The following is a 26,998-nucleotide window of genomic DNA, read 5'->3' as shown; positions in this document are numbered from 1 at the left end:
CATTCTGCTCTCAGGGGGCGAGTAAATGAAGATGCCAGGATCTCGGGAACCGGACGCACACGGTTCCGATACTCCGAATCTTCCGGCCGAGGCCTTCCCGCTTTCCTCGGCTCAGCGGAGTATGTGGTTCGCACAGCAGCTCACGCCCGGGGTGCCGATATTCATCGCCCAGTACGTGGCGCTGCACGGCGACCTCGACATCGATCTGCTCCACGACTGCGCGCTGATCGCGGCGGAGGAATTCCAGTCGCCCTACCTGCGTCTGGTCGAGATCGACGGCGAACCGTGGCAGCTCCTGGATCGCAACGTCGACACCACGATCGACGTGGTCGACCTGCGCGATCGCCCCGATCCGATGGTGGCCGCACAGGAATGGATGGACCACGACTACTCCGTCCCGGTCGACCTCGCCCGGGACCGACTGATCGCGTTCACGGTCCTGCGGGTGGGCGACCGAGACTATTTGTGGTACAGCCGAATTCACCACGTCGCCCTCGACGGCTTCAGCGGAATGACGATCGCGAATCGCATCGCCGCGCTGTACACGGCCGCCGTCGAGCATCGTGAGGCCGAGCCGAATCGCGCCCTGGATCTACGCGAACTGCTCGAAATCGACCGGAAGTATCGGGCGTCCAGCCGCTTCCAGGCCGACCGCGAGTACTGGGCCGACCACATCGCGGGTATCGAGTCCGGCTCCACCCTCGCCCGGAACGACGGCCCGCTCACCGCGGTCAGCCGGTACCGCAGCGCACCGCTGCCCGCGTCCGTGATGGAGGCACTCGACACCAGCGACCGCCGGTTCGAGGCCACCCCGGCGGCCGTCCTGATCGCCGCCTTCGCCTGCTACCTCGCCCGGATGACCGGGCGGACGGACGTTTTGGTCAACATACCGGTTTCGGCCCGCACGACGGCCCCCCTGCAGCGCTCGGGCGGCATGCTCGTCAACGTCGCACCGCTGCGCGCGACGGTGCTGCCCAATGACACCGTCGCCGACGTCGTGGGCCGGATCCAGCTCGAGTTGATGGGCGCGCTGCGACACCAGCGCTGCAGCATCGAGGACATCCGCCGCGACGCCGGGCTGACCGGAACCGCGCGCGGACTGGCCGGACCGATGGTCAACGTGATGCTCTTCCACCAGACGATGAGGCTGGGCCCGCTCGAGGGCGAGTACCACATCGTCACGTCGGGCCCGGTCGAGGACCTGCTGATCAACTTCGTCCAGAGTGGAAGTCCGGCAAGGACATTCGTCGAGTTTCGGGCAAATCCCAACCGCTACTCGCAGGCGGAGCTGGACACGCACCACCGCCGCTTCCTCGAACTGGTCGAGGAATTCGTGCTCGCGACGCCGCAGACACGGGTCTCCGACATCCACGCCGAGAGCTCGATCGTCGGTGCCCAGCTGTTGCGGACCGCCGAGCAGCTCGAGTTCTGGTCCCGGGAACTGGAGGGGCTGCCGGACATCCTGTCGCTGCCGTCGGATCGGCCCCGGCCGGCGCGGCGTGCGCTCGACGGTGGTCGCGTCGAATTCTCCATCTCGCCGGTCGCGCACCGGGTCCTGGTCGAGATGGCTCGCGAACGCGGCTTCACGACGTTCGCGGCCGTGCACGCGGCGCTGGTCGTGCTGCTCGCCCGCCTCGCCGACGTCGACGACATCGCGGTCGGCACCCCCGTCGTCGGGCAGGGCGCGTCCGGGTCGTTCCTCAACACGCTGGCCATGCGGACCCGGCTGCGCGAGGGAATGACCTTCGACGATCTGCTGGCCGACGTGCGCAATGCGGATCTCGACGCGTTCCGGCACGCCGAGACGCCGTTCGCGCAGCTCGTGGAGGCGCTCGATCGCACGCGGCAGAACGCTCACTCGCCGCTGTTCCAGGTGATGCTCGAGTTCGTCGACGGCCGTCACCCACACCTCGAGGACGACGGACTGGTCGTCCGGGGCACCGACGCCGGCCCCGACATCTCCGCGCTCGACCTGCGCCTGTCCATCGAGGAACGGTTCGCCGGCAACGGCGCCGGCGACCACGTGCCCGCGGGGATGGACGCGGCGTTCACGTACGCCACGGACATGTTCGACCGCGAAACCATCGAGGAGCTGTCGGCACGGTACGTGCGCGTCCTCGACGCGGTGCTCGCCGACGCGTCGGCGATCGTCGCCGACATCGACCTGCTCGGCGACGACGAGCGGCGCACGCTGTCCGGGGTGTGGGGCGGCGACGGCGTCGAGCCGCGCACGCTCGCGGACCTGCTGGGGGCGGCGGCGGACCAGGACCCCGACCGGATCGCGCTGTCGTACGAGGGCACGGAGCTGAGCTACGGCGAACTCGACGCGCAGTCGAATCGCCTCGCACGCATGCTCATCGCACGCGGTGTCGGCCCGGAGACGGTGGTGGCGCTGTCGATGTCCCGGTCGATCGAGTCGGTGATGTCGGTGTGGGCGGTCGCGAAGACCGGCGCCGCATTCGTGCCGGTGGACCCGAACTACCCGCCCGACCGGATCGAGCACATGCTCACCGATTCCGGTGCGGTCCTCGCGCTGACCGTCGCCGGACACGCGGACGCGGTGGCCGACATGGTCCCCACGCTGGTGCTCGACGCGCCCGGCTTCGCCGAACAGGTCGGGCAGTGGTCCACCGCCGCGGTCACCGACACCGACCGCACCGCGGCCGTGCGGATCGCACACCCGGCGTACCTCATCTACACGTCCGGCTCGACGGGCACACCCAAGGGCGTCACGGTCACCCACCGCGGCCTGGCGAACTTCGCCGAGGACGAGCGCACCCGCTACCGGGTCGGCCCAGACTCGCGCACGCTGCACTTCTCGTCGCCGAGCTTCGACGCGTCCGTGCTCGAGCTGATGCTCGCGTTCGGGGCCGGGGCGACGATGGTCATCGCACCGCCCACGATCTACGGCGGGGCCGAGCTGACCCGCCTGCTGCGGCTCGAACGCGTCACCCACGCGTTCGTCACCCCGGCCGCGCTGGGTTCGGTCGACCCGGACGAGCTCACCGAGCTCGAGTGCGTCGTCACCGGCGGCGAGGCGTGCCCGCCGTACCTGGTCGAGCAGTGGGCGCCGCGGCACCGGATGTTCAACGCGTACGGACCCACCGAGGCGACCGTCGTGTCGAGCGTGTCGGAGCAGTTGGAGCCGGGACGCGACGTCACGATCGGCAGCCCGCCGCTCGGGATCGGCGCGCTGGTGCTCGACGGCCGGATGCGCCCGGTGCCGGTCGGCGTCGCCGGCGAGCTGTACGTCTACGGCGACGGGCTCGCTCGCGGCTACCACGATCGGGCCGGCACCACGGCCGAACGGTTCGTCGCCGACCCGTTCGGCGCGCCCGGCGAGCGGATGTACCGCACCGGTGACCTGGTGCGGTGGAACCGGACCGGACAGCTCGAGTATCTGGGCCGCACCGACTTCCAGATCAAGATCCGCGGCTACCGCATCGAGCTCGGCGAGGTGGAGGCCGCGCTACGGTCGCATCCCGAGGTCGGGTTCGCGCTGGCGACCGGCTTCGTCGGACCGTCCGGCGACACCCTGCTGGTCGCGTACGTGCAGCCGGACAGCAACCAGGAACTGCACGCGGGCGGTGCCGGCACTCGACTCGCGGCCGACGTCATCGCGCACGTCGCCGAGGTGCTGCCGCCGCACATGGTTCCCGCCGGCGTCGTCGTGCTCGACTCGCTGCCCCTCACCCCGGCGGGCAAGCTGGACCGGCGCGCGCTGCCGGAGCCCCGATTCGACACCGGCACCGGTGAATTCCGGGCCCCGACGACCCTCGACGAGAAGCAGATCGCCGGCGTGTTCGCGGAGCTGCTGGGCGTCGAGCGGATCGGCACCACCGACAGCTTCTTCGACCTCGGCGGCAACTCGCTCACCGCCACCCGCATCGTGGCCCGGATCAACGCCACCCTCGGCACCGAACTCGGTGTGCTCGACCTGTTCGAGGCGCCGACCGTCGGGGAGCTCGCGGCCCGCGTCGAGGCCGCCGGTCCCGGGCACGGGGCGCGTCCGCCACTTGCGCCGCGCGAACACGTCGGGCCGGTGCCGGTGTCGTTGGCCCAGCAGCGGATGTGGTTCGTCAACCAGTTCGACACGACCTCCGCGGCCTACAACATCCCGATCGCGGTGCGCCTGCGCGGCGACCTCGACGTCGCGGCAATGGAGACGGCGATCGGCGACGTCCTCGACCGGCACGAATCGCTGCGCACGGTCTTCCCCAACACGCCCGACGGACCGGTCCAGGTCGTGCGGCCTGCCGCGGAGGTCGCCGTCGACCTCGCACCGGTCGACGTGGCCGAGGACGAGCTGTCGTCCCGCACCAGCGCGGCGGCGACCGCCGGGTTCGACGTGACCGCGGAGCTGCCCGTGCGGGCGAACCTGTGGCGGCTCGGTCCGCAGGACCACGTGCTGACACTGGTCGTGCACCACATCGCGGCGGACGGGCTGTCGATGGGCCCGCTCGCGCGCGACGTCATGGTCGCGTACGAGGCCCGCGCCGCCGGCGCCGCACCGGAATGGTCGCCGCTCGCGGTCCAGTACACCGACTACTCGCTGTGGCAGCGGGACCTGCTCGGCGCGGAGGACGACCCGCACAGCGTCATCGCACGCCAGCTCGACTTCTGGCGCGACGAACTGGCGGGGGCACCGGACCTCCTCGAACTGCCGACCGATCGGCAGCGGCCACCGCAGCAGTCGATGCGGGGCGGCTCGGTGGACTTCACGATCGCACCGCACCTGCACCGCCGGCTCCTCGACGTCGCCGGCGAGCACGAGGCGAGCCTGTTCATGGTGCTGCACGCCTCCCTCGCGGTGCTGCTGGCACGGCTCAGCGGCTCGCCCGACATCGCGATCGGATCGCCGGTGTCGGGGCGCGGCGAGGCCGAACTCGACGACCTGATCGGCATGTTCGTGGGCACGATCGTGCTGCGCACACTCGTCGAACCGGCGTCGACGTTCAGCGACCTGCTGGCGCGCACCCGGGCCACCGACCTGGCCGCGCTCGGCAACACCGACCTGCCGTTCGAACGCCTCGTGGAGGTGCTCGACCCCACCCGCTCGGCCGCGTACTCCCCGCTGTTCCAGGTGATGCTGGTCCTGCAGGGCGACGACCGGCATCGGATCGAACTGTCCGACCTCACCGTCGAGGTGGACGAGATCGATACCGCCACGGCGAAGTTCGACCTGCAACTGATCCTCACCGAGACCGCCGACGAGGAGGGGCGCCCGGGCGCGATCGAGGCCACGTTCTCGTACGCCACCGACCTGTTCGACCCGGACACCGTCGCGGCGTTCGCCGACAGGTTCGTCCGCGTCCTCGAGTCGGTCAGCGTCGACACCGCCGCCCGCGTCGGCGACATCGACGTGCTGGTCGACGGCGAACGCGAATTGGTCCTCGGGGAGTGGAACGCCACCGAGCACGACGTCCCCGACGCGACGCTCGCGGACCTGTTCGACGCGCAGGCGCGGCGGACCCCGCACGCCGTCGCGCTCACGTTCGGCGACGAGGAGCTCACGTACGCCCAGTTCGCGTCCCGTGCGCGCAGACTGGCGCGCGAGCTGATCGCGCGCGGTGTCGGCCCCGGGTCCCGCGTGGCGCTGTCGATGCGCCGGTCGTTCGACCTGCTGGTCGGGATGTACGCGGTGATCGAGGCCGGCGGCGCCTACGTCCCGCTCGACCCCGACCACCCGTACGCCCGCACCGAGTACGTGCTGGGCAGCGCCGAGCCGGTGTGCGTGCTGACCACCCGGCGCGACCACGGCCCGCTGCCCGACGGCGTCGACGTGCTCGAGATCGACCGGCTCGACCTGGGCGATCACGACGACGGGCCGATCCGTCCCGGGGAGCGTCGCGGCGTGCTGCGCGGCGCCGACATCGCCTACGTGATCTACACGTCCGGCTCCACGGGCCGCCCGAAGGGTGTCGCGGTCAGCCACACGGCGATCGTGAACCGTCTCGCGTGGATGCAGGGGGAGTACCACCTGACGGCATCGGACGTCGTGGTGCAGAAGACCCCGACGACGTTCGACGTGTCGGTGTGGGAGTTCTTCTGGCCGTTGCAGGCCGGGGCCGGCCTGGCGATCGCAGTCCCCGACGGCCACCGCGACCCGGCGTACCTGTCACAGCTGATCGCGGACCGCGGGGTCACCGTCGCGCACTTCGTGCCGTCGATGCTCGCGGCGTTCGTGGTGGGCGCGGAACCCGCCCAGTGCCGCTCGCTGCGGACGGTGTTCTGCAGCGGGGAGGCCCTGCCGCCCGCGACCGCGGCCGCGTTCACCGAGTTCGCGGCGGCGTCGGGCGCACGGCTGCACAACCTGTACGGCCCCACCGAGGCGGCCGTCGACGTGACCTACCGCCCGTACACCGAGGCCGACACCGTGTCGGTGCCGATCGGCGCGCCGGTGTGGAACACCCAGGTCTTCGTGCTCGATTCGCGGCTGCACCCGGTCCCGGCCGGCGTGCCCGGCGAGCTGTACCTCGCCGGCGTCCAGCTGGCCCGCGGGTACGTCGGCCGCCCCGACCTGACCGCGGACCGGTTCGTCGCCTCCCCGTTCGGGGAGCCGGGGTCACGGATGTACCGGACCGGCGACGTGGTCCGGTGGAAGAAGACCGGAGGCCTCGACTACTCGCTGGACTACCTGGGCCGCACCGACTTCCAGGTCAAGCTGCGCGGTCTGCGCATCGAGCTCGGCGAGGTGGAGGCCGCGCTGCTCGACTGGCCCGGTGTGGCGCAGGCGGTGGTCGTGGCACGCCGCGACGAGATCGTCGGCGAGGCGCTGATCGGATACGTGATCGCCGATCCCGGGGCCGATCTCGACCCCGCCGGACTGCGGGAGGCGATCGGGGAGTCGCTGCCGGCGTACATGGTGCCGTCGCAGATCCTGCTGCTCGACGAGTTCCCGCTCGGGGCGACCGGCAAACTGGATCGCCGCGCGTTGCCGGAGCCGGAGTTCCGGTCCGCGGAGGCCGAATTCGTGGCGCCGCGCAATCCGGTGGAGGAGATCCTCGCGGCGATCTTCGCGGAACTGGTCGGGACGCAGCGCGTCGGCGTGTACGACAGCTTCTTCGACCTCGGCGGCAACTCGCTGACCGCGACCCGGCTCGTCGCCCGCGTCAACGCGGCCCTCGACGCCCGGATCGGGGTGCGGGAGGTCTTCGACACCCCGACGGTGTCGGGGCTCGCGTTGCGGATCGAGGCGGCGGGCGCCCATGGCGCCGATCAGCCGGCGCTGGTCGCGGCGGAGCGCCCGGCGATCGTGCCGGTGTCGTTGGCGCAGAAGCGGATGTGGTTCATCAACCAGTTCGACACCGCGTCGCCCGCCTACAACGTCGTGCTGCCGGTGCGCCTGGACGGGGACCTCGATCGCGCAGCCCTGCGCGCCGCGATCGCCGACGTCCTCGAGCGGCACGAGTCGCTGCGCACCCGATTCCCGATGGTCGACGGCGAACCCACCCAGGTGATCGTGCCGACCGCCGCCGTCGCGCCCGACCTCGAACCGGTCGCCGCGTCCGAGACGGACGCCCCCGAGCGGATCGCGGAGTTCGCGGGCCACGGCTTCGACGTCACGTTCGCGCCGCCGGTCCGGTCGATGCTGCTGCGGATCGCACCCCGCACGCACGTGCTGGTGATCGTCGTGCACCACATCTGCGCCGACGGATTCTCGCTCGCGCCCCTGGCCCGGGACGTGATGAGCGCGTACGTCGCGCGCGTCGAGGGACAGGCCCCGCAGTGGACCCCGCTGCCGGTGCAGTACGCCGACTACACCCTCTGGCAGCAGCGGGTCCTCGGCGGCACCGACGACCCCGACAGCCTGCTGTCGACGCAACTCGACTACTGGGCGAGCACCCTCGACGGGCTGCCCGAGGTGCTCGAGCTGCCCACCGACCGGCCCCGGCCCGCGCGCCGGTCGCTGCGCGGGGACCGGCACGACTTCCGCGTCGACGCCGACGCCCACCGGCGTCTCGTCGCGATCGCCCACGGGCACAATTCGACGGTGTTCATGGCCGTCCACGCGGCCGTCGCTGCGCTGCTGGCCCGGCTCGGCGACACCGACGACGTGGCGATCGGCACCCCGATCGCCGGCCGCGGCGACGCGGCGCTCGACGACATGGTGGGCATGTTCGTCAACACGCTCGCGCTGCGGAGCCAGTTCGATCCCGCCGCGACGTTCACCGAACTGCTCGACGGCGTGCGGGACACCGACCTCGACGCGTTCCACCACGCCGACCTGCCGTTCGAGCGGCTGGTCGACGCCCTCGCTCCGGAGCGCTCCACCGCGCACTCGCCGCTGTTCCAGGTGATGCTCGAGTTCCGCAACACCGACCAGCCGCGGCTCGAACTGCCCGGCCTCACGGTGACGGTCGTCGACACCGGCACCGCCGTCGCGAACTTCGATCTGCAGCTGACGCTGACCGAGGAGTTCACCGAGTCCGGTGAGCCCGCCGGCATCGCCGCCGGATTCACCTACGCCACCGACCTGTTCGACCCCGCCACCGTCGCGCGGCTGGCCGAACGGTTCACCGCGGTGCTGCGGGCGGTCACCACCGACCCGGGCACCCGGGTCGGTGACATCGACCTGCTCACCGCGACCGAACGCGCCGACCTCGCGCCCGTCAGCGGCGGCGCCGGGGTGCCCGCCCGCACCCTCCCCGAACTGCTCGCGGCCGCCGCCGTCGTCGATCCCGACGCCGCCGCGGTGGTCTTCGACGGCACCACGCTGTCCTACCGGGAGCTCGACACCCGATCGGATCGTCTGGCGCGGTTGCTGATCCGGCGCGGCGTCGGACCGGAATCGGTGGTGGCGCTCGCGGTGGCCCGCTCGCTCGACTCGGTGACCGCGACGTGGGCGGTCGCCAAGACCGGCGCCGCGTTCGTCCCGGTGGACCCGAACTACCCGGCCGACCGGATCGAGCACATGCTCACCGATTCCGGTGCCGTCGTGGGCATCACCACCACCGCGCACCACGACACGCTGCCCGCCTCGACCGAATGGGTCGTGCTCGATACCGACGACACCCGCGCCCGGCTGCGGAACGAGCCCGCCGGATCGGTCACCGACGCGGATCGGCTGCGCCCGCTCCGGCTCGACGACCCCGCCTACTTGATCTACACGTCGGGGTCGACGGGCACACCCAAGGGCGTGGTGGTCTCGCACCGCGGGCTCGCGAACTTCGCAGCCGAGCAACGCACCCGGTTCGGGGTGACCCCGCACTCGCGGACCCTGCACTTCTCGTCGCCGAGCTTCGACGCGTCGATCCTCGAGCTGCTCCTCGCGGTCGGCGCGGGCGCCACCATGGTCGTCGCGGCGTCGTCGGTGCTCGGCGGCGACGAACTGCGCGAGCTGCTGCGCGTGCACGACGTCACGCACGCGTTCGTGACACCGGCCGCCCTGGCGTCGGTGGATCCGTCCGGGCTGCACCGGCTCGAGTGCGTCGTGACCGGCGGCGAGGCGTGCCCGCCGGAACTGGTGGCGCAGTGGGCGCCCGGTCGACGGATGTTCAACGCGTACGGGCCCACCGAGTCCACCGTCGTCGCGAGCGTCAGCGAACCGCTGGCGGTGGGGGTGCCGGTGACGATCGGCCGCCCGCCGATGGGCACCAGCGTCGTGGTGCTCGACTCCCGTCTGCAGCCGGTGCCCGTGGGCGTGCCCGGCGAGCTGTACATCCTCGGCACCGGCCTGGCCCGCGGCTACCACCACCGCCCCGGCGTCACCGGTGAACGCTTCGTGGCGAACCCCTTCGGACCGCCGGCGAGCCGCATGTACCGCACCGGTGACCTGGTGCGGTGGAACGGGTCGGGCCAGCTCGAGTACCTGGGGCGCACCGACTTCCAGGTGAAGATCCGCGGATTCCGCATCGAGCTCGGCGAGATCGAGTCAGCGCTGCGCCGCTACCCGGGTGTCGCGCGCGCCGTGGTCACGGTCGACGGATCCGGTCCGGCCGGCCGGCTCGCCGGCTACGTCGTCGCCGAGGACGGCGCGGTGCTCGAGCCTGCCGCGATCACCGCGTTCGTCGGCACGTTCCTCGCGTCCTACATGGTGCCCTCGGCGGTGATGGTCCTCGACGCGCTGCCGCTCGGGCCGGCCGGCAAGATCGATCGGAAGGCGCTGCCCGCGCCCGATTTCGGGGCGCTGGTGTCGCCCGGGCGGGCGCCGCAGACCGAGCGGGAGCGGCTGCTCGCGAACCTGTTCGCGGAGGTCCTGGGGCTCGACTCGGTCGGCGTCGACGACTCGTTCTTCGCGCTCGGTGGCGACAGCATCATGTCCATCCAGTTGGTGTCGCGGGCGAAGACCGCGGGCCTGCACTTCTCGCCGCGCGACGTCTTCGACCACAAGACCGTGGCGGCGCTGGCGGCCGTCGCGCAGGCCGGTGCGGAGGCCGCGGTGCTCGCGGAACTCGACGGCGGCGGAATCGGCGACGTGCCGCTGCTCCCGGTGGCCCGCTGGCTGCAGGGCCGCGGCGGCCATCACGACCGCTTCTCGCAGGCCGCGCTGCTCACCGCGCCGGCCGGCCTCGACGAGGCCACCCTCGCCGGCGCCCTCCAGGCCGTCATCGACCGCCACGACATGCTCCGGGCCCGGATCCGCCCCGGCGAACACACGATGATCGTGCCAACACCGGGTTCGGTGTACGCCGAGTGGCTCGTCCGGCGGGTGGAGGTCGACGCGCTGCCCGGCACCGACGCGTTCGCCGACGTCGTCCGCGCCGAACTCGACGCCGCCGAGGACCGTCTCGACCCGGCCGCCGGCGAGATGGTCCAGGTGGTGTGGCTCGACTCCCGGGACGACGGCGGCCGGCTGCTGATCGTCGTGCACCACCTCGTCGTCGACGGCGTGTCGTGGCGCATCCTGGTGCCGGACCTCGCGACGGCGTGGGCGCAGCTCACCGCGGGGGAGCACCCGGACCTGGCACCGGTCGGCACGTCGATGCGCCGGTGGGCACACGGGCTCGTGGACGCCACCCCGCAGCGCCGGGACGAGCTCGAACGCTGGCAGGACGTGCTCGCGGGCGACGACCCGATGCTGGGCTCCCGCCCGCTCGACCCCGCCGTCGACGTCGCCGCGACCGTCGACTCCGTCACGGTCGAGGTGTCCCCGGACGTCACCGAGGCACTGTTGACGACCGTGCCGGACGCGTTCCACGGCTCCGTCAACGACGGGCTGTTGACCGCGCTGGCGCTCGCGTTGGTGCGGTGGCGCCGCGGCCGCGGGATCGACGTGGCCGCGGACCGGACCGACGCCCTGGTCACCCTGGAGGCCCACGGCCGCGAGGACGCGGTGCTGCCGGGGGCGGACCTCTCGCGGACCGTCGGCTGGTTCACCACGCTGTTCCCGGTGCGGCTGGACCTGGCCGGCGTCGACATCGACGACGCGTTCACCGGTGGCCGCGGCGCGGGCGCGGCGATCAAGGCGGTCAAGGAACAGCTGCTGGCCGTCCCCGACCACGGCATCGGCTACGGCATGCTGCGCTATCTCGACGCCGATGCCGCCGACGGCGAACGGGCACTGCGCGATCTGCGCAGCCCGCAGGTCAGCTTCAACTACCTCGGTCGGCTCACCTCGGCGGTGCCCGACGACCAGCGCGACGCGGGCTGGATGCCGACGGACGACGCGGACCTGGGCATCCTGCAGGACGCGGACCTGCCGGTGGCGGCGGTGCTCGACATCAACGCCGTCACGACCGACGGCGCGGACGGCTCGCGAATACGCGCCACGTGGGGCTTCCCGTCCGGGGTGCTCGGTGTGGACGCGGTCGAGGAGCTGGCCGAGCTGTGGACCGAGGCGCTGATCGCCCTCGCCCGGCACGTGTCCCGACCCGGCGCGGGCGGCGCGACGCCGTCGGACCTGGACCTGGTCTCGCTCGACCAGCGCGAGATCGAGGACCTCGAACAGCGGTTCCCGAACCTCGTCGACGTGTGGTCGCTCTCGCCGCTGCAGTCGGGCCTGCTGTTCCACGCGCTGCTCGCCGACCGATCCGTCGACTCGTACATGGTGCAGATGACGCTCGACGTCCGCGGCGCCGATCCCGGACGGCTCCGCCGGGCCGGGCAGGCGATGCTGGACCGGCACCCGAACCTGCGGGCCGCGTTCGTCAACAGCTCCGACGGCTCGTCGGTGCAGGTGGTCATGGATCCGGTGACGTTGCCGTGGACCGAGGTCGACCTCGCGGAACTCGACGCACCGGAGCGCACCGAGGCGCTCACGCGGCTGCTCGCCGAGGACCGGGCCCGCCGCTTCGACGTGACCAGCGCGCCGCTGATCCGGTTCACGCTCGTGCGCACCGGCCCCGACGAGCACCGGCTGGTGCTGACCAACCACCACATCCTGCTCGACGGCTGGTCGACCCCGCTGATGATGCAGGAGTTGCTGACGCTGTACGCCACCGACGGCGACGCGACCGTGTTGCCGCGGGTCCAGCCGTACCGCGACTACCTGACGTGGATCGCCGAACAGGACCCGGCCGCGTCGGTGCAGGTGTGGGCCGAGGCGCTCGCCGGTCTGGAAGAGCCGACGCTGCTCGCGCCGCTCGACCGCGGCCGCGAGCACGCGACCGTCCCGGACGAGGTCGAGCTGGCGCTCGATCCGGCGCTCACCGCCCGGCTGACATCGATCGGGCGGCAGTGGGGCGTCACCCTCAACACGATGGTGCAGTCGTCGTGGGCGATCGTCCTCGGGGCGCTGACCGGCCAGGACGACGTGGTCTTCGGTGGCACCGTCTCCGGGCGTCCGCCGCACATCGCGGGCATCGAGTCGATGATCGGCCTGTTCATCAACACGCTGCCGGTGCGGGTGCGGCTCGATCCGCGCGAGAGCGTCGGCGAGCTGCTGCGGCGGGTGCAGACCGAGCAGGCCGGCCTGCTCGATCACCACCACGTGGGCCTGACCGAGATCCAGGACGCGGTCGGCCCCGCCCTCGGGTTCGACACGCTCACCGTGTTCGAGTCGTACCCGGTGGACCGCGCGGCCGTCGAGGACACCGACATCGCGGGCCTGCGGCTGGTGCGCGTCCACGAGGGCGTGGACGCGGCCCACTACCCGCTCACCCTCGTCGCGAACGCGGACGACCGGTTGCGGATGAAGCTGAAGTACCTGCCCGACCTGTTCGAGCGCGGCGAGGCGCAGGCCCTCGCGCGGCGGGTGGCCCGGATCCTCGCCGAGATCGCCGACGACCCGCAGTGCCCCCTGGCGCGGCTGCGGCTGCTCTCCGACGCCGAGTGGGCGGACCTGGTGCCGCTGCGCGGGCGGCCCGGCGGGTCGGTGCGGACCCTGCCCGAGCTGTTCGCCGATGCGGCGGCAGCCACTCCCGACGCCGTCGCCCTCGTCTCCGGCGACGTCGAGGTGACCTACCGCGAACTCGACGAGCGGACCAACCGCCTCGCCCGCCTGCTCATCGAGGCGGGTATCGGACCGGAATCGACTGTAGCGCTGGGTATTCCGCGATCGATCGAGTCCGTGACCGCGGTTCTGGCGGTCACGAAGGCCGGCGCCGCCTTCGTTCCGGTGGATCCGAACTACCCGACGGACCGCATCGTGTTCATGCTCGAGGACTCGGGCGCCCGCGTCGGCCTCACCGTCTCCGACGCGCGCGACCGACTGCCCGACACGGTGCCGTGGACGGTTCTCGACGACTCCTCCCTCGCGGACCGGTTCGCCACCCGGTCGGCCGCGCCGATCACCGACGCCGACCGCCGCGCACCCCTGCACCTCGATCACCCCGCGTACATGATCTACACCTCCGGCACGACCGGCCGCCCGAAGGGCGTCGTCGTCACGCACGCGGGCATCGACAACCTGGCCGAGGAGTGCCGTACCCGCTTCTCGACGCAGCCGAGCTCGCGGACGCTGCACTTCTCGACCCCGAGTTTCGACGCCGCGGTCCTGGACTACCTGATCGCGTTCCGCGTCGGCGCGACGATGGTCATCGCACCGACGACCGTCTACGGCGGCGACGAGCTGGCCCGCCTGATCCGCGACCAGCACGTCACGCACGCGTGGCTCACCGCGGCCGCGGCAGCCACGGTCGACCCGACCGACCTCGACGAGTTCACCGAGGTGGTCGTCGGCGGCGAGGCGGTGCCGCCGGAACTGGTCGCGCGGTGGGCGCACGGACGCCGCTTCTACAACGGCTACGGCCCGACGGAGGCGACCATCCTGGCGAACATCAGCACCCCGCTGGTGACCGGGGAGACGGTGATGATCGGCGCCCCGGTCCGCGGCGAGAGCGAACTGGTCCTGGACTCGAGCCTGCGGCCCGTCCCGGCCGGGGTCACCGGCGAGCTGTACATCACCGGCCCCGGTCTGGCCCGCGGCTACCATCGTCGCCCCGGCCTCACCGCCGAGCGATTCGTCGCCAACCCGCACGGCACGCCGGGCGAGCGCATGTACCGCACCGGCGACATCGTGCGCATCGGCGAAGACCATGCGGTCGAGTACATCGGCCGGTCGGACTTCCAGGTCAAGATCCGCGGCTTCCGCATCGAACTCGGGGACATCGACAACGCGTTCGGCGACCACCCCGACATCCGGTTCGCGGTCACCCTCGGCCGGCCGGGACCGGGCGGCGACACCGCGCTGGTCACGTACGTGCTCCCGACCGCGGATGCCCGTCCGGACCCGGGGGAGCTGCGCGAGTTCGTGGCCGAACGGCTTCCCTCCCACATGGTCCCCGCGAGCATCATGGTTCTCGACGAGATCCCGCTCACGCCCATCGGCAAGCTCGACCGCCGGGCGCTGCCGGAACCGGAGTTCCTGCCCTCGGCCACGGAGTTCCGGCCGCCGACGAACCCGACGGAGCAGACCATCGTCGACGTGTTCGCCGAGGTCCTCGGTCTCGAACGGATCGGTATCGACGACAGCTTCTTCGACCTCGGCGGCAACTCGCTGATCGCCACCCGGGTGATCGCGCGGCTGGCCGCCGCGCTGCACGCCGACCTGGCGGTGCGGGCGCTGTTCGAGGCGCCGACCGCACACGAGCTCGCGCGGTGGGTGTTGCACGAGCAGGTGGACGCCGCGTCGCGCCCGCCGCTGGTTCCGGCCGAGCGGCCGCGTCGTCTACCGCTGTCTTTGGCACAGAAGCGGATGTGGTTCATCAACCAGTTCGACACCGCGTCCGCCGCCTACAACATCCCGCTCGCCGTCCGGTTGACCGGCGCTCTCGACACGAACGCGCTGCGCGCCGCGGTCGGGGACGTGCTCGAGCGGCACGAGTCGCTGCGCACGTACTTCCCCACGGCGACGACGGCGGTGCCGTCCACGGCTTCGGTGCCGTCCGGTGATTCCGCCGACGCGGAACCCGAGCAGGTGATCGTGCCGGCCGCGGAGGCCGCGCCCGACCTGACGGTGGTCGACGTCCCGCCCGACGAGGTGCCGGCGCGGGTCGCGGCGCTGATCTCCCGCGGGTTCGACGTCACGACCGGCGTGCCGGTGCGCGCCCAGTTGCTGCGGCTCGGGCCGGCCGAGCACGTGCTGGCGATCGTCGTGCACCACATCTGCGCCGACGGCTTCTCGATGGCGCCGCTGGCCCGGGACGTGATGACCGCCTACATGGCGCGCACCGGCGGTCACCTGCCGCAGTGGGCGCCGCTGCCGGTGCAGTACGCGGACTTCGCGCTGTGGCAGCGCGACGTCCTGGGATCCGAGGACGATCCCGACTCGCTCGTCAGCCGGCAGCTGGCGTTCTGGACCGACGCGCTGGCCGGGCTGCCGGAGGCGATCTCGCTGCCCGCCGACCGCCCGCGCCCGACGCAGATGAGCTTCGACGGCGCCCGCGTGTACTTCGAGATCCCAGCCGACGTGCACCGCTCGTTGGCCGCGCTGGCCCGCCGGGAGGGCGCGACGATGTTCATGGCCGCGCACGCCGCGCTGGCGGTGCTGCTGGCCAAGCTCAGCGGAACCGACGACATCGCGATCGGCACCCCGATCGCCGGCCGCGGCGAGGCCGAACTCGACGGCCTGGTCGGCATGTTCGTCAACACGCTGGTGTTGCGGTCGCAGGTCGACGCGGCCACCGGCTTCGGCGCCCAGCTCGCCCGCACCCGCGAGTTCGACCTCGCCGCGTTCGGCAACACGGACCTGCCGTTCGAGCGGCTCGTCGACGTGCTGGCGCCCGAGCGGTCGACGGCGCACTCGCCGCTGTTCCAGGTGATGCTCGAGTTCCAGAACAACGAGCTGCCGCGGCTCGAGCTGCCCGGGCTCGTCGCCGAACCTGTCGACGCCGAGCTCGCGGTCGCCAAGTTCGACCTGCAGCTCACCCTCGCCGAGCAGCACGACGACCACGGCGTCCCCGCCGGCATGACCGCCGCGTTCACCTACGCGACCGACCTGTTCGACGCCGACACGGTGCACGACCTGGGGGAGCGGTTCGTCCGGCTGCTCGGGGCGGTCACCGCCGAACCGGGCCGGCCGACCGGCGACGTCGAGATCACCACGGCCGCCGAGCGCACCACGATGCTGCGCGAGTGGAACGCGGCCGGCCGCCGCGCACCGGAGAGCACCCTCGCCGGCCGACTGGCCGACGCCGCCGCGCGCTTCGCGGACTCCGCCGCGGTGACCTACGAGGGGGAGACTGTCACCTACGCCGAGCTCGACGCCCGCACCAACCGGCTCGCCCGGCACCTCGCGGGGCTCGGGGTCGGTCCCGGGTCCCTTGTCGCGGTGGCGCTGCCGCGCTCGCTCGACCTGGTCGTCGCGCTGCTCGCGGTGGTCAAGGCCGGCGCGGGCTACCTGCCGCTCGACGTCACGTACCCGCCCGAGCGCCTGGCGTTCATGCTCGAGGACTCCGCGCCGGTGTGTGTGGTGACGTCCGTGGACGACGCCGACGCCATCCCCGACTCCGGGGTCCCGCTGGTGCGCCTCGACGCCGACGACGTGGCCGCGGCGGTGGCGGCGCGGCCCGACGGTCCGGTCACCGACGCCGACCGCACCGCACCGCTGCGCCCCGACGACGTCGCGTACGTCATCTACACGTCCGGGTCGACGGGCCGCCCCAAGGGCGTGCAGGTCACGCACCGCAACGTGCTGACCCTGTTCGAGAACACCGCCGACACGTTCGGGTTCGACGACACCGACGTGTGGACGATGTTCCACTCCTACGCGTTCGACTTCTCGGTGTGGGAGCTGTGGGGTCCGCTGCTGCACGGCGGCCGCCTCGTGGTGGTCGACTTCTACACGGCGCGCTCGCCGGAGATGTTCCTCGACCTGCTGCACAGCGAGGGCGTGACGGTGCTCAACCAGACACCGACCGCGTTCTACCAGCTCGCCGAGGCGGACCGGATCGCGGCCGAATCGTCCTCGTACGATACCGATCTCGCGCTGCGATACGTGATCTTCGGCGGCGAGGCACTGGACCTGGGACAGCTGGGACGCTGGTACGCGCGGCACGCGGACGACGCGCCGCGGCTGGTGAACATGTACGGCATCACCGAGACCACGGTGCACGTCACCCGGCTCGGGCTCGACCGCGCGTACGCGTCGGAGGCCAGTGCCAGCGTCGTCGGACGCGCGGTCCCGGGGCTGCGGGTCACGGTGCTCGACGGGCGCCTGCACCCGACGCCGCCGGGCGTGACCGGGGAGATGTACGTGGCCGGCGACCAGGTGACCCGCGGATACCTCGGGCGGGCCGCACTCACCTCCGGGCGGTTCGTCGCCGACCCGTTCGGGGCCCCCGGCGCCCGCATGTACCGCACCGGCGACCTGGCCCGCTGGAACCGCGACGGGCAGCTGGAGTACCTGGGCCGCAGCGACTTCCAGGTCAAGATCCGCGGGTTCCGCATCGAGCTCGGCGAGATCGAATCGGCGCTGCTCGAGTTCCCGGGGGTCGCGCAGGCCGTTGTCACCGTGCGCCAGGAGGAACACGGCCCCGCACGGCTGATCGGCTACGTCGTCCGGGAACAGGGCGGCACCGACCTGGATCCGCAGGCGGTGCTCGACCACGTGGGCGGCGAGCTGACGTCGTACATGGTGCCGGCGGCGCTGGTGGTGCTCGACGAGTTGCCGCTGACCGCGAACGGCAAGCTGGACCGCAGGGCCCTGCCCGAGCCGGAGTTCGGGATGCGCACCACCGCGGGCCGCGAACCGCAGACCGACGCCGAACGGATCCTCGCCGACCTGTTCACCGAGGTCCTCGGGCTCGACTCGGTCGGCGTCGACGACTCGTTCTTCTCGCTCGGCGGCGACAGCATCATGTCGATCCAGCTGGTGTCGCGCGCCAAGGCCGCGGGCCTGCAGTTCGCGCCGCGGGACGTGTTCGAGCACCGGACCGTCGCCGGCCTCGCCGCGGTCGCCGAGGCCGCCGGCGAGGAGCCGGCCGTCCACCTCGCGGAGCTGCCCGGCGGCGGCGTCGGCGACTTCCCGGCGACCCCGATCACCCGGTGGCTCCTGGACCGGGCCGGCGGGAACGGCGCCGATGTCCGCCGCTACACCCAGACGGCGCTGCTGGCGCTGCCTTCGGGCATCGACGAGGACCAGCTCACCCGGACACTGCAGGCCGTCGTGGACCGCCACGACATGCTCCGCGCCCGGCTCGACCGCACCGACGACCCGACGGTGCAGGTCCGGGCCGTGGGGGCGGTGTCGGCGGCCGACGTGCTCACCCGCGTCCGGGTGGACGCGCTCGGCGGTCCGACCTTCACCAGCATCGCCCAGGCGGAACTCGACGCCGCCGCCGGACGCCTCGACCCCGAGTCCGGAATCGTGCTGCAGGCGGTGTGGTTCGACGCCGGTGACGCGGGCGGACGGCTGCTGCTGGTGGTCCACCACCTCGCCGTCGACGGCGTCTCGTGGCGCATCCTGGTGCCGGACCTGGCGTCGGCGTGGTCGCAGATCGTCGACGGCGCCGTCCCCGAGCTGGCGCCGACCGGGACCTCGATGCGCCGCTGGGCGCACGGCCTCGCCGACGCCGCCGTCGGCGGAACCCCCGGCCGCGACCGGGAACTCGAGCTGTGGCGCGCCACGCTCGCCACGCCCGATCCGGTCATCGGGTCGCGCCCGCTCGACCCCGAGATCGACGTCAACGGCACCGTCGACAAGGTGTCGGTGGAGCTGCCGGCCGCCGTCACCGAGGCCCTGCTGACCACGGTTCCCGACGCGTTCCACGGCAACGTCAACGACGGGCTCCTGGCGGCGCTCGCGATGGCCCTCACCCGGTGGCGCGGCACCCGCGGCAGCGAGAGCGCGGCGACACTGGTCAACCTCGAGGGCCACGGCCGCGAGGACCAGGTGGTGCCGGGCGCCGACCTGGGCCGCACGGTCGGCTGGTTCACGACGATCTTCCCGATCCGGCTGGACCTGTCCGGGATCGACCTCGACGACGCGTTCGCCGCCGGTCCGGCCGCCGGTGCCGCGGTGAAGGCGGTCAAGGAGCAACTGCTCGCGATCCCCGACCACGGCATCGGCTTCGGGATGCTGCGCTACCTCGATCCGCAGACCGCGCCGGCGCTCGCCGACCTGCCGGTGCCGCAGGTCAGCTTCAACTACCTCGGCCGGCTCGGCGCACCCGCGGCAGCCGCGGACGTCGGCTGGCTCCCGGTGAGCGACACCGAGCTCGACGACGCGCCCAGCGCCACCATGCCGGTCGCGAGTGTCCTGGACGTCAACGCGGTCGTGGGTGACGCCGCCGACGGGCCGCGGTTGCGCGCCACGTGGTCCTACCCGCGCGGTGTGCTGGCCGCGGTCGACGCCGGCGAACTGGCGGACCTGTGGGTGCGGGCGCTGTCGGCCCTGGCCCGGCACGCCGAGCACCCCGGTGCCGGCGGGCTCACGCCGTCGGATCTGGATCTGGTGCACCTCGACCAGCGCTCCATCGAGACGCTCGAGCACCGGTACCCGGACCTCGCGGACGTCTGGTCGCTGTCGCCGCTGCAGTCCGGCCTGCACTTCCACGCGATGTTCTCGGACGAGTCGGTCGACGCGTACCTCGTCCAGCTCACCCTCACCCTGAGCGGCGTCGTCGACACCGACCGGCTGTGGCGGGCCGGGCAGGCGCTGCTGGACCGGCACCCGAACCTGCGGGCCGCGTTCGTGCACCCCGACGGCGCGACACCCGACGCGGGCACGGTCCAGGTGATCCCGCGGCACGTGGACCTGCCGTGGACGGAGATCGATCTGTCCCGGCTCGATCCGGCCGCCCGCGACCGGCGCTTCGCCGAACTGACCCTCGCCGACCGGCTCACCAAGTTCGACCTGGCGATCGCCCCCGCGGTCCGCATGACACTCGTCGACATGGGCGGCGGCGAACACCGCCTGGTGGTCACGAACCACCACATCCTGCTCGACGGCTGGTCGACCCCGCTGGTGATCCGAGACCTGCTGACGCTGTACGCCACCGACGGCGACGCCTCGATGCTGCCGCGGGTGCACCCGTACCGCGACTATCTCGCATGGATGCTCCGGCAGGACGCCGCCGAGTCGACGGCGGCGTGGCGCCGCGCGCTCGCCGGGCTCGAGGAGCCGAGCCTGCTGGCGCCGAACGCCCGCATCGAGGGGGCCTCGACCGGGACCGACGAACTCGAGATCACGCTGTCGGCCGGGCACACGGACACGCTGCGCGCGCTGGTCCGCGAGCGGGGCCTGACGCTCAACACCGTCGTGCAGGCCGTGTGGGGGATCGTGCTGGGCGCGTTGACCGCCCGCACCGACGTCCTGTTCGGCGGCACGGTGTCGGGCCGGCCGCCGCAGATCCCCGGCATCGAAGCGATGGTGGGCCTGTTCATCAACACGCTCCCGGTCCGGGTCACGCTCGACCCGGCCGAGGCGCTCGGCGACCTCCTCGACCGCGTCCAGCGGGAGCAGACCGCCCTGCTCGACCACCACTACCTGGGGCTGGCCGACATCCAGAAGGCGACCGGACCGGCCGTCGCCTTCGACACGCTGACGGTGTTCGAGTCGTACCCGGTCGACCGGAACGCGCTCACCGCGGACACGGACATCGCCGGGATGCGGGTCACCGGGATCGGCGGCCGCGACGCGGCGCACTACCCGCTGTCGCTGGTGGCCTCGGTGGCCGACCGGTTGAACCTCAAGTTCGAGTACTTCCCGGAGCACTTCGACCGCGAGACCGTCGAATCGATCGCGACCCGGGTGGCCGTCGTGCTCGACCACCTGGCGGCCGACCCCGATCAGCCGCTGTCGCGGCTGGACCTGCTCACCGAGGTCGAACGCCGCGAGCTGGCACCCGTGCTCGGCGAACCCGGCGGCTCCCTGCGCACCCTGCCGGAGATCTTCGCCGCCGGCGCCGCCCGCGATCCCGACGCCGTCGCGCTGTCCTTCTCCGGGCGCGAGGTCACCTACAGCGAGCTCGACACCCGCTCCTCGCGGATCGCCCGCGTGCTCATCGATCAGGGTGTGGGCCCGGAATCGTACGTGGCGCTGGGCATCCAGCGATCCGTGGAGTCGGTGCTCGCGGTGTGGGCGGTCACGAAGACCGGCGCCGCGTTCGTCCCCGTCGACCCGAACTACCCGCTCGAGCGGATCGAGCACATGCTCGCCGACTCCGGCGCCGGCCTCGGGCTGACCACGACCGCGCACCGGGATCAGCTCCCGGGTACCGTCACGTGGCTGCCGCTCGACGACCCCGAGTTCGCGGCGGCGTGCGAGGCCCGGTCCGACGCCCCGGTCACCGACGCCGACCGCACCGAACCGCTCGGCCTCAACCACGCCGCCTACGTCGTCTACACGTCGGGCTCGACGGGCCGCCCCAAGGGCGTCGTCGTCACCCACCAGGGTCTCGACAACTTCGCGATCGACCAGGTGGAACGGTTCGGCGCCACCAGCGAGTCCCGGACACTGCACTTCGCGACACCGAGCTTCGACGGTGCGGTGTTCGAGTACCTGCAGGCATTCGGTCCAGGGGCCACGATGGTGATCGCCGAACCCACCGTGTTCGGCGGCGCCGACCTGGCCCGGCTCCTCGCGGACGAGCACGTCACCCACGCGTTCATCACCACCGCGGCGCTGTCCACGGTCGACCCGACCGGGATCGACGAGTTCGCGCACGTCGTGTTCGGCGGCGAGGCGTGCCCACCGGAGCTGGTGGCCCGGTGGGCGCCCGGCCGGCAGCTGCACAACGCGTACGGGCCGACCGAGACGACGATCATGACGAACATCAGCGCCCCCATGACCGTCGGCGCCCCGATCACGATCGGCGGGCCGATCCGCGGGGTCGGCGAACTCGTCCTCGACCGCCGACTGCAGCCGGTGCCGGTGGGTGTCCCGGGCGAGCTGTACGTCACCGGTGTCGGGCTCGCGCGCGGGTACCACCGGCGCCCCGGCCTCTCGGCGGAGCGGTTCGTCGCCAACCCGTTCGGCAAGCCGGGGGACCGGATGTACCGCACCGGCGACATCGTGCGGTGGCGGCCCGACCACACGATCGAGTACGTCGGACGCACGGACTTCCAGGTCAAGGTGCGCGGCTTCCGCATCGAACTCGGCGAGATCGACGCCGCCCTCATGGACCATCCCGCGGTGAGCTTCGCGGTCACCCTCGGGCTGCCCGGCCCGGCCGGCGACACCGTGCTCGCGTCCTACGTGGTGCCGCCCGCCGGGGCGACCGTCGACGCCGCCGCGCTCACCGACCGGCTGTCGTCGCACCTGCCCGCGCACATGGTGCCGGCCGTGATCACGGTGCTCGACGAGATCCCGCTGACCCCGGTCGGCAAGTTGGACCGGGCGGCCCTGCCCGAGCCGGACTTCGCGTTCGCCACCGGCGAGTTCCGCGCCCCCACGAACCCGCTCGAGTACACGCTCTCGGACATCTTCACCGAGGTACTCGGGGTGGACCGGGTCGGCATCGAGGACAGCTTCTTCGACCTCGGCGGCAACTCGCTGATCGCGACGCGGGTCACCGCCCGCCTCGCGAGTGTCCTGGATGCGGACGTCCCGGTGCGGGCGCTGTTCGAGGCCCCCACGATCCACGGCCTCGCGCAGTGGATCGCGCGCGAACGGGAGACGGCCACCGCGCACGGCCGCCCGGCACTGGCCCGGCGCGAGCGGCCGGACCGGATTCCGCTGTCCCTCGCGCAGCAGCGGATGTGGTTCATCAACCAGTTCGACACCGCGTCGGCCGCGTACAACATCCCGATGGCGGTCAGGCTCACCGGTGCGCTCGACGTCGACGCGCTGCACGCCGCGGTCGGCGACCTGCTCGAACGCCACGAATCGCTGCGCACCGCCTATCCCGTCGTCGATCAGGTGCCGACCCAGCGGGTCCACCCGGTCAGCGAGGTGCTCGCCGAGCTGAGCCCGGTGACCGTCCGCGACGGGCAGGAACTCCACGACCGGCTGGCCACGCTCGCCGCGGCCGGATTCGACGTCACCGCCGCGCCGCCCGTGCGCGCGGAACTGATCCGGACCGCGGAGAACGAGCACGTCCTGATGATCGTGATGCACCACATCTGCGCCGACGGCTACTCGATGGCCCCGCTCGGCCGGGACCTCATGGCCGCGTACACCGCGCGCGCCGCGGCAGCGGCCCCGCAGTGGACGCCGCTGCCCGTCCAGTACGCCGATTTCACGCTGTGGCAGCACGAGCTGCTCGGCTCGGACACCGATCCCGACTCGCTGCTGCGCCGCCAGCTCGAGTTCTGGGTCGGGGAGCTCGCCGGCCTGCCCGACGTCATCCAGCTGCCGACCGATCGGCCCCGGCCGGTGCAGCAGTCGTTCCGCGGCGACCGCGTCGAGTTCCAGATCCCCGCCGAGCTGCACGCCGCCGTCACCGCCCTCGCGCGCCGGCATGGGGCGAGCATGTTCATGGCGATACACGCCGCGCTGGCGACGCTGCTGGCCCGGCTCGCCGACACCGACGACATCGCGATCGGCACCCCGATCGCCGGCCGCGGCGAGGCGGACCTCGACGAGCTGGTCGGCATGTTCGTCAACACACTCGTGCTGCGGACACGGGTGGACCACGGCGCGTCGTTCGACGAGATCCTGCGGCAGGCACGCGAAGCCGACCTCGCCGCGTTCGGGCACGCCGAGGTCCCGTTCGAGCGCCTCGTGGAGGAGATCAACCCGCCGCGCTCGACGTCCTACTCGCCGCTGTTCCAGGTCTCGATCGAATTCCAGAACAACGAGCGTCCGCGCCTCGAACTGCCCGGCCTCGTCGTCGAGGGTGTCGGCATCGACGCCCACGTCGCGAAGGAGGACCTCGAACTCGTCCTCGCCGAGGAGTTCGCCGAGGACGGGTCCCCGGCCGGGATCAACGCCTCGCTCGACTTCGCGACCGACCTGTTCGACGCCGGCACCATCCGCAGCTTCACGCAGCGCTTCGTCCGGATCCTCGAGGCGGTGACCGCCCACCCGCAGCGGGCCGTCGGCGACATCGAGATCCTCGACTCCGCGGAACTGGCGGAGCTCGCGCCCGCGGCCGGCAACACCGACGCCTCGCCGCACGTGTGGCCCGAACTGCTGGCCGGCGCCGCCGCGATCGACCCGGAGTCGATCGCGCTGAGCTACCTCGGCGGCACGCTTACGTACCGCGAACTCGACGAGCAGTCGAATCGCCTGGCCCGCGTGCTCGCCGACCGCGGGGTGGGCCCGGAGACGTTCGTCGCGCTCGGTATGCCGCGCTCGATCGAGGAGATCCTGTCGATCTGGGCGGTCGCGAAGGCCGGCGCCGCGTTTGTGCCCGTGGATCCGAACTACCCGCCCGAGCGGATCGCGCACATGCTCACCGACTCGGGCACGAAGGTCGGCCTGACGACGTCCGCGCTGCGGGAACGGCTGCCCGACACCGTGCCGTGGCTCGTGCTCGACGACGGCGACCTCGCCGCCCGCATGACCGAGGTCTCGGCGACACCGGTCAACGACGCCGACCGCACGACCCCGCTGCATCTAGTGCATCCCGCCTACCTGATCTACACATCCGGGTCGACGGGCCTGCCGAAGGGCGTGATCGTCACCCATCTCGGGATCGCGAACCTCACCGAGGAGGAGCGGGTGCGCTTCACCGTCACCCCGCAGTCGCGGGTCTCGCATCTGGCGTCCCCGAGCTTCGACGCCTCGGTGTTCGAGATGATGATGGCGTTCAGCGCCGGTGCCCGCCTGGTGATCGTGCCGCCCACCGTGTACGGCGGATCCGAACTGACCGAACTGCTCTCGCGCGAGGGCGTCACGCACGGGTTCATCACCCCGACGGCGCTGGCCTCCATCGAGGACGAGGGGCTCGAGGCGCTGCGGGTGCTCGCGGTCGCCGGCGAGGCGTGCCCGCCGGAACTGGTCGCCAAGTGGGCGCCCGGACGGCGGATGTTCAACGGCTACGGGCCCACCGAGACGACCATCCAGGCCAGCGTCAGCGCGGCCATGCAGCCGGGCGAGGTCGTCAACATCGGCGGCCCGGCGATCGGGTTCCGCGAGGCCGTGCTCGACGGGCGGTTGCGGCCCGTCCCGATCGGTGTGCCCGGCGAGCTGTACATCTCCGGCCCGGGCCTGGCCCGCGGCTACCACAACCGTCCGGGACTCACCGCGGATCGCTTCGTCGCCGACCCCTTCGGCGCCCCCGGCACCCGGATGTACCGCACCGGCGACGTGGTCCGTTGGCGGCCCGACCACACCATCGAGTACATCGGCCGGTCGGACTTCCAGGTCAAGGTGCGCGGGTTCCGCATCGAACTCGGCGAGATCGACGCCGTCCTCACCCGGCACCCCGCGGTCACGTTCGCCGCGACCCTCGGTCACACCGGGCCGTCGGGCGACACCCTGCTCGCGTCCTACGTGCGGCCGGTGGAGGGCCACGCCGTCGAATCGCGGGACCTGCGCGCGCACGTCGCCGCCCAACTCCCGGCGCACATGGTTCCGTCGGCGATCGTGGTGCTCGACGACATCCCGCTGACCCCGGTCGGCAAGCTCGACCGCCGCGCGCTGCCGGCACCCGACTTCACGTCGGTCACCACCGAGTTCCGGCCGCCGACGACGGCGACGGAGCGTGCGGTCACCGAGGTGTTCGCCGAGGTGCTGGGCATCGAGCACGTCGGTATCGACGACAGCTTCTTCGACCTCGGCGGCAACTCGATCATCGCGACTCGGATCATGTCCGAGCTGCAGTCCCGCCTGGGGCGCCAGATCCCGCTGCAGACGATGTTCCTGGATCCGACGCCGTCGGGTCTGGCCAAGCGCATCGACCTGCCCGTCGGGTACCTCGGGCACGGCGAGTCGCCCGTCGACGACGCCCTCGGCGTGATGATCCCGCTGCGTCCCCTCGGCGAGCGCCCACCGTTGTTCTGCGTGCACCCCGGCATCGGCCTGTCGTGGGGTTACGCCGGCCTGGTGCAGTATCTCGGCAAGGACCGCCCGGCGTACGGCCTGCAGCTGCCACTGCTCAGCGGCGGGCCCGACTTCGACTCGGTCCAGCAGCTCGCGCACCGGTACGTCGAGGAGATCCGCGTGGTCCAGCCGCACGGCCCGTACCACCTGCTCGGATGGTCGCTCGGCGGCGTGATCGCGCACGCCATGGCCGTCGAACTCCACAGCGCCGGTGAGGAAGTCGCGACACTCGCGATCATGGACAGCTACCTCACCGAGGGCGAGGAGGAACCCGGTCCGCTGACGGTGGTCGAACTACTCGAGGGGCTGGGCCTGGACCTGGCTCCGTACGGGGGTGGCGGTGAGCTGACCTACGCACAGGCTGTCGAGCTGCTGAACGAATCACTGGGCCAGGAAACGGGATTGACGCCCGCGCACCTGAAGCGGATCAACGAGGGATTCACCACGTCCGCACGGATCATGAACCGCTACGTCCCGGGAGTGTTCGACGGCGACCTGCTCTTCTTCAGTGCGGGACGCGGCGACGGTTCCGAGGCCACCGGCGCGGAGCATTCACCGCAGGTGTGGCAGTCCGCGGTCACCGGTCGGATCCGCGAGTTCACCATCGACTGCGAACACAACCAGATGATCGAGCCGACCGCGCTCGCGGCGATCGGCCCGCTGCTCGAGGACTACCTCGTGGAGCACTGAAATCTGGTCTGACACAACAAACTTCGCATACACCGCGAACCCCGCCGATTCGTAGCG

The 26,998-nt window shown here is 72.1% G+C and carries 1 protein-coding gene; it reads left to right on the top strand.

Translation table 11 applies throughout. From position 1 onward, the window contains the following. The first annotated feature begins 25 nt into the window (after nt 1–25). Nucleotides 26–26,941, top strand: coding sequence for a non-ribosomal peptide synthase/polyketide synthase (locus ABI214_RS01860; protein WP_348605579.1), 26,916 nt, complete (start codon nt 26–28; stop codon nt 26,939–26,941). The last annotated feature ends 57 nt before the right edge of the window (nt 26,942–26,998 follow it).

It is taken from the genome of Prescottella soli, assembly GCF_040024445.1.
In the GTDB taxonomy this organism is placed as follows: domain Bacteria; phylum Actinomycetota; class Actinomycetes; order Mycobacteriales; family Mycobacteriaceae; genus Prescottella; species Prescottella soli.
This window is presented reverse-complemented; position numbering and strand designations above follow the sequence as displayed.

What these genes read in the sequence shown, in the direction of transcription:
- ABI214_RS01860 (WP_348605579.1), top strand. Translation starts at nt 26, where the DNA reads ATGAAGATGCCAGGATCTCGGGAACCGGACGCACACGGTTCCGATACT.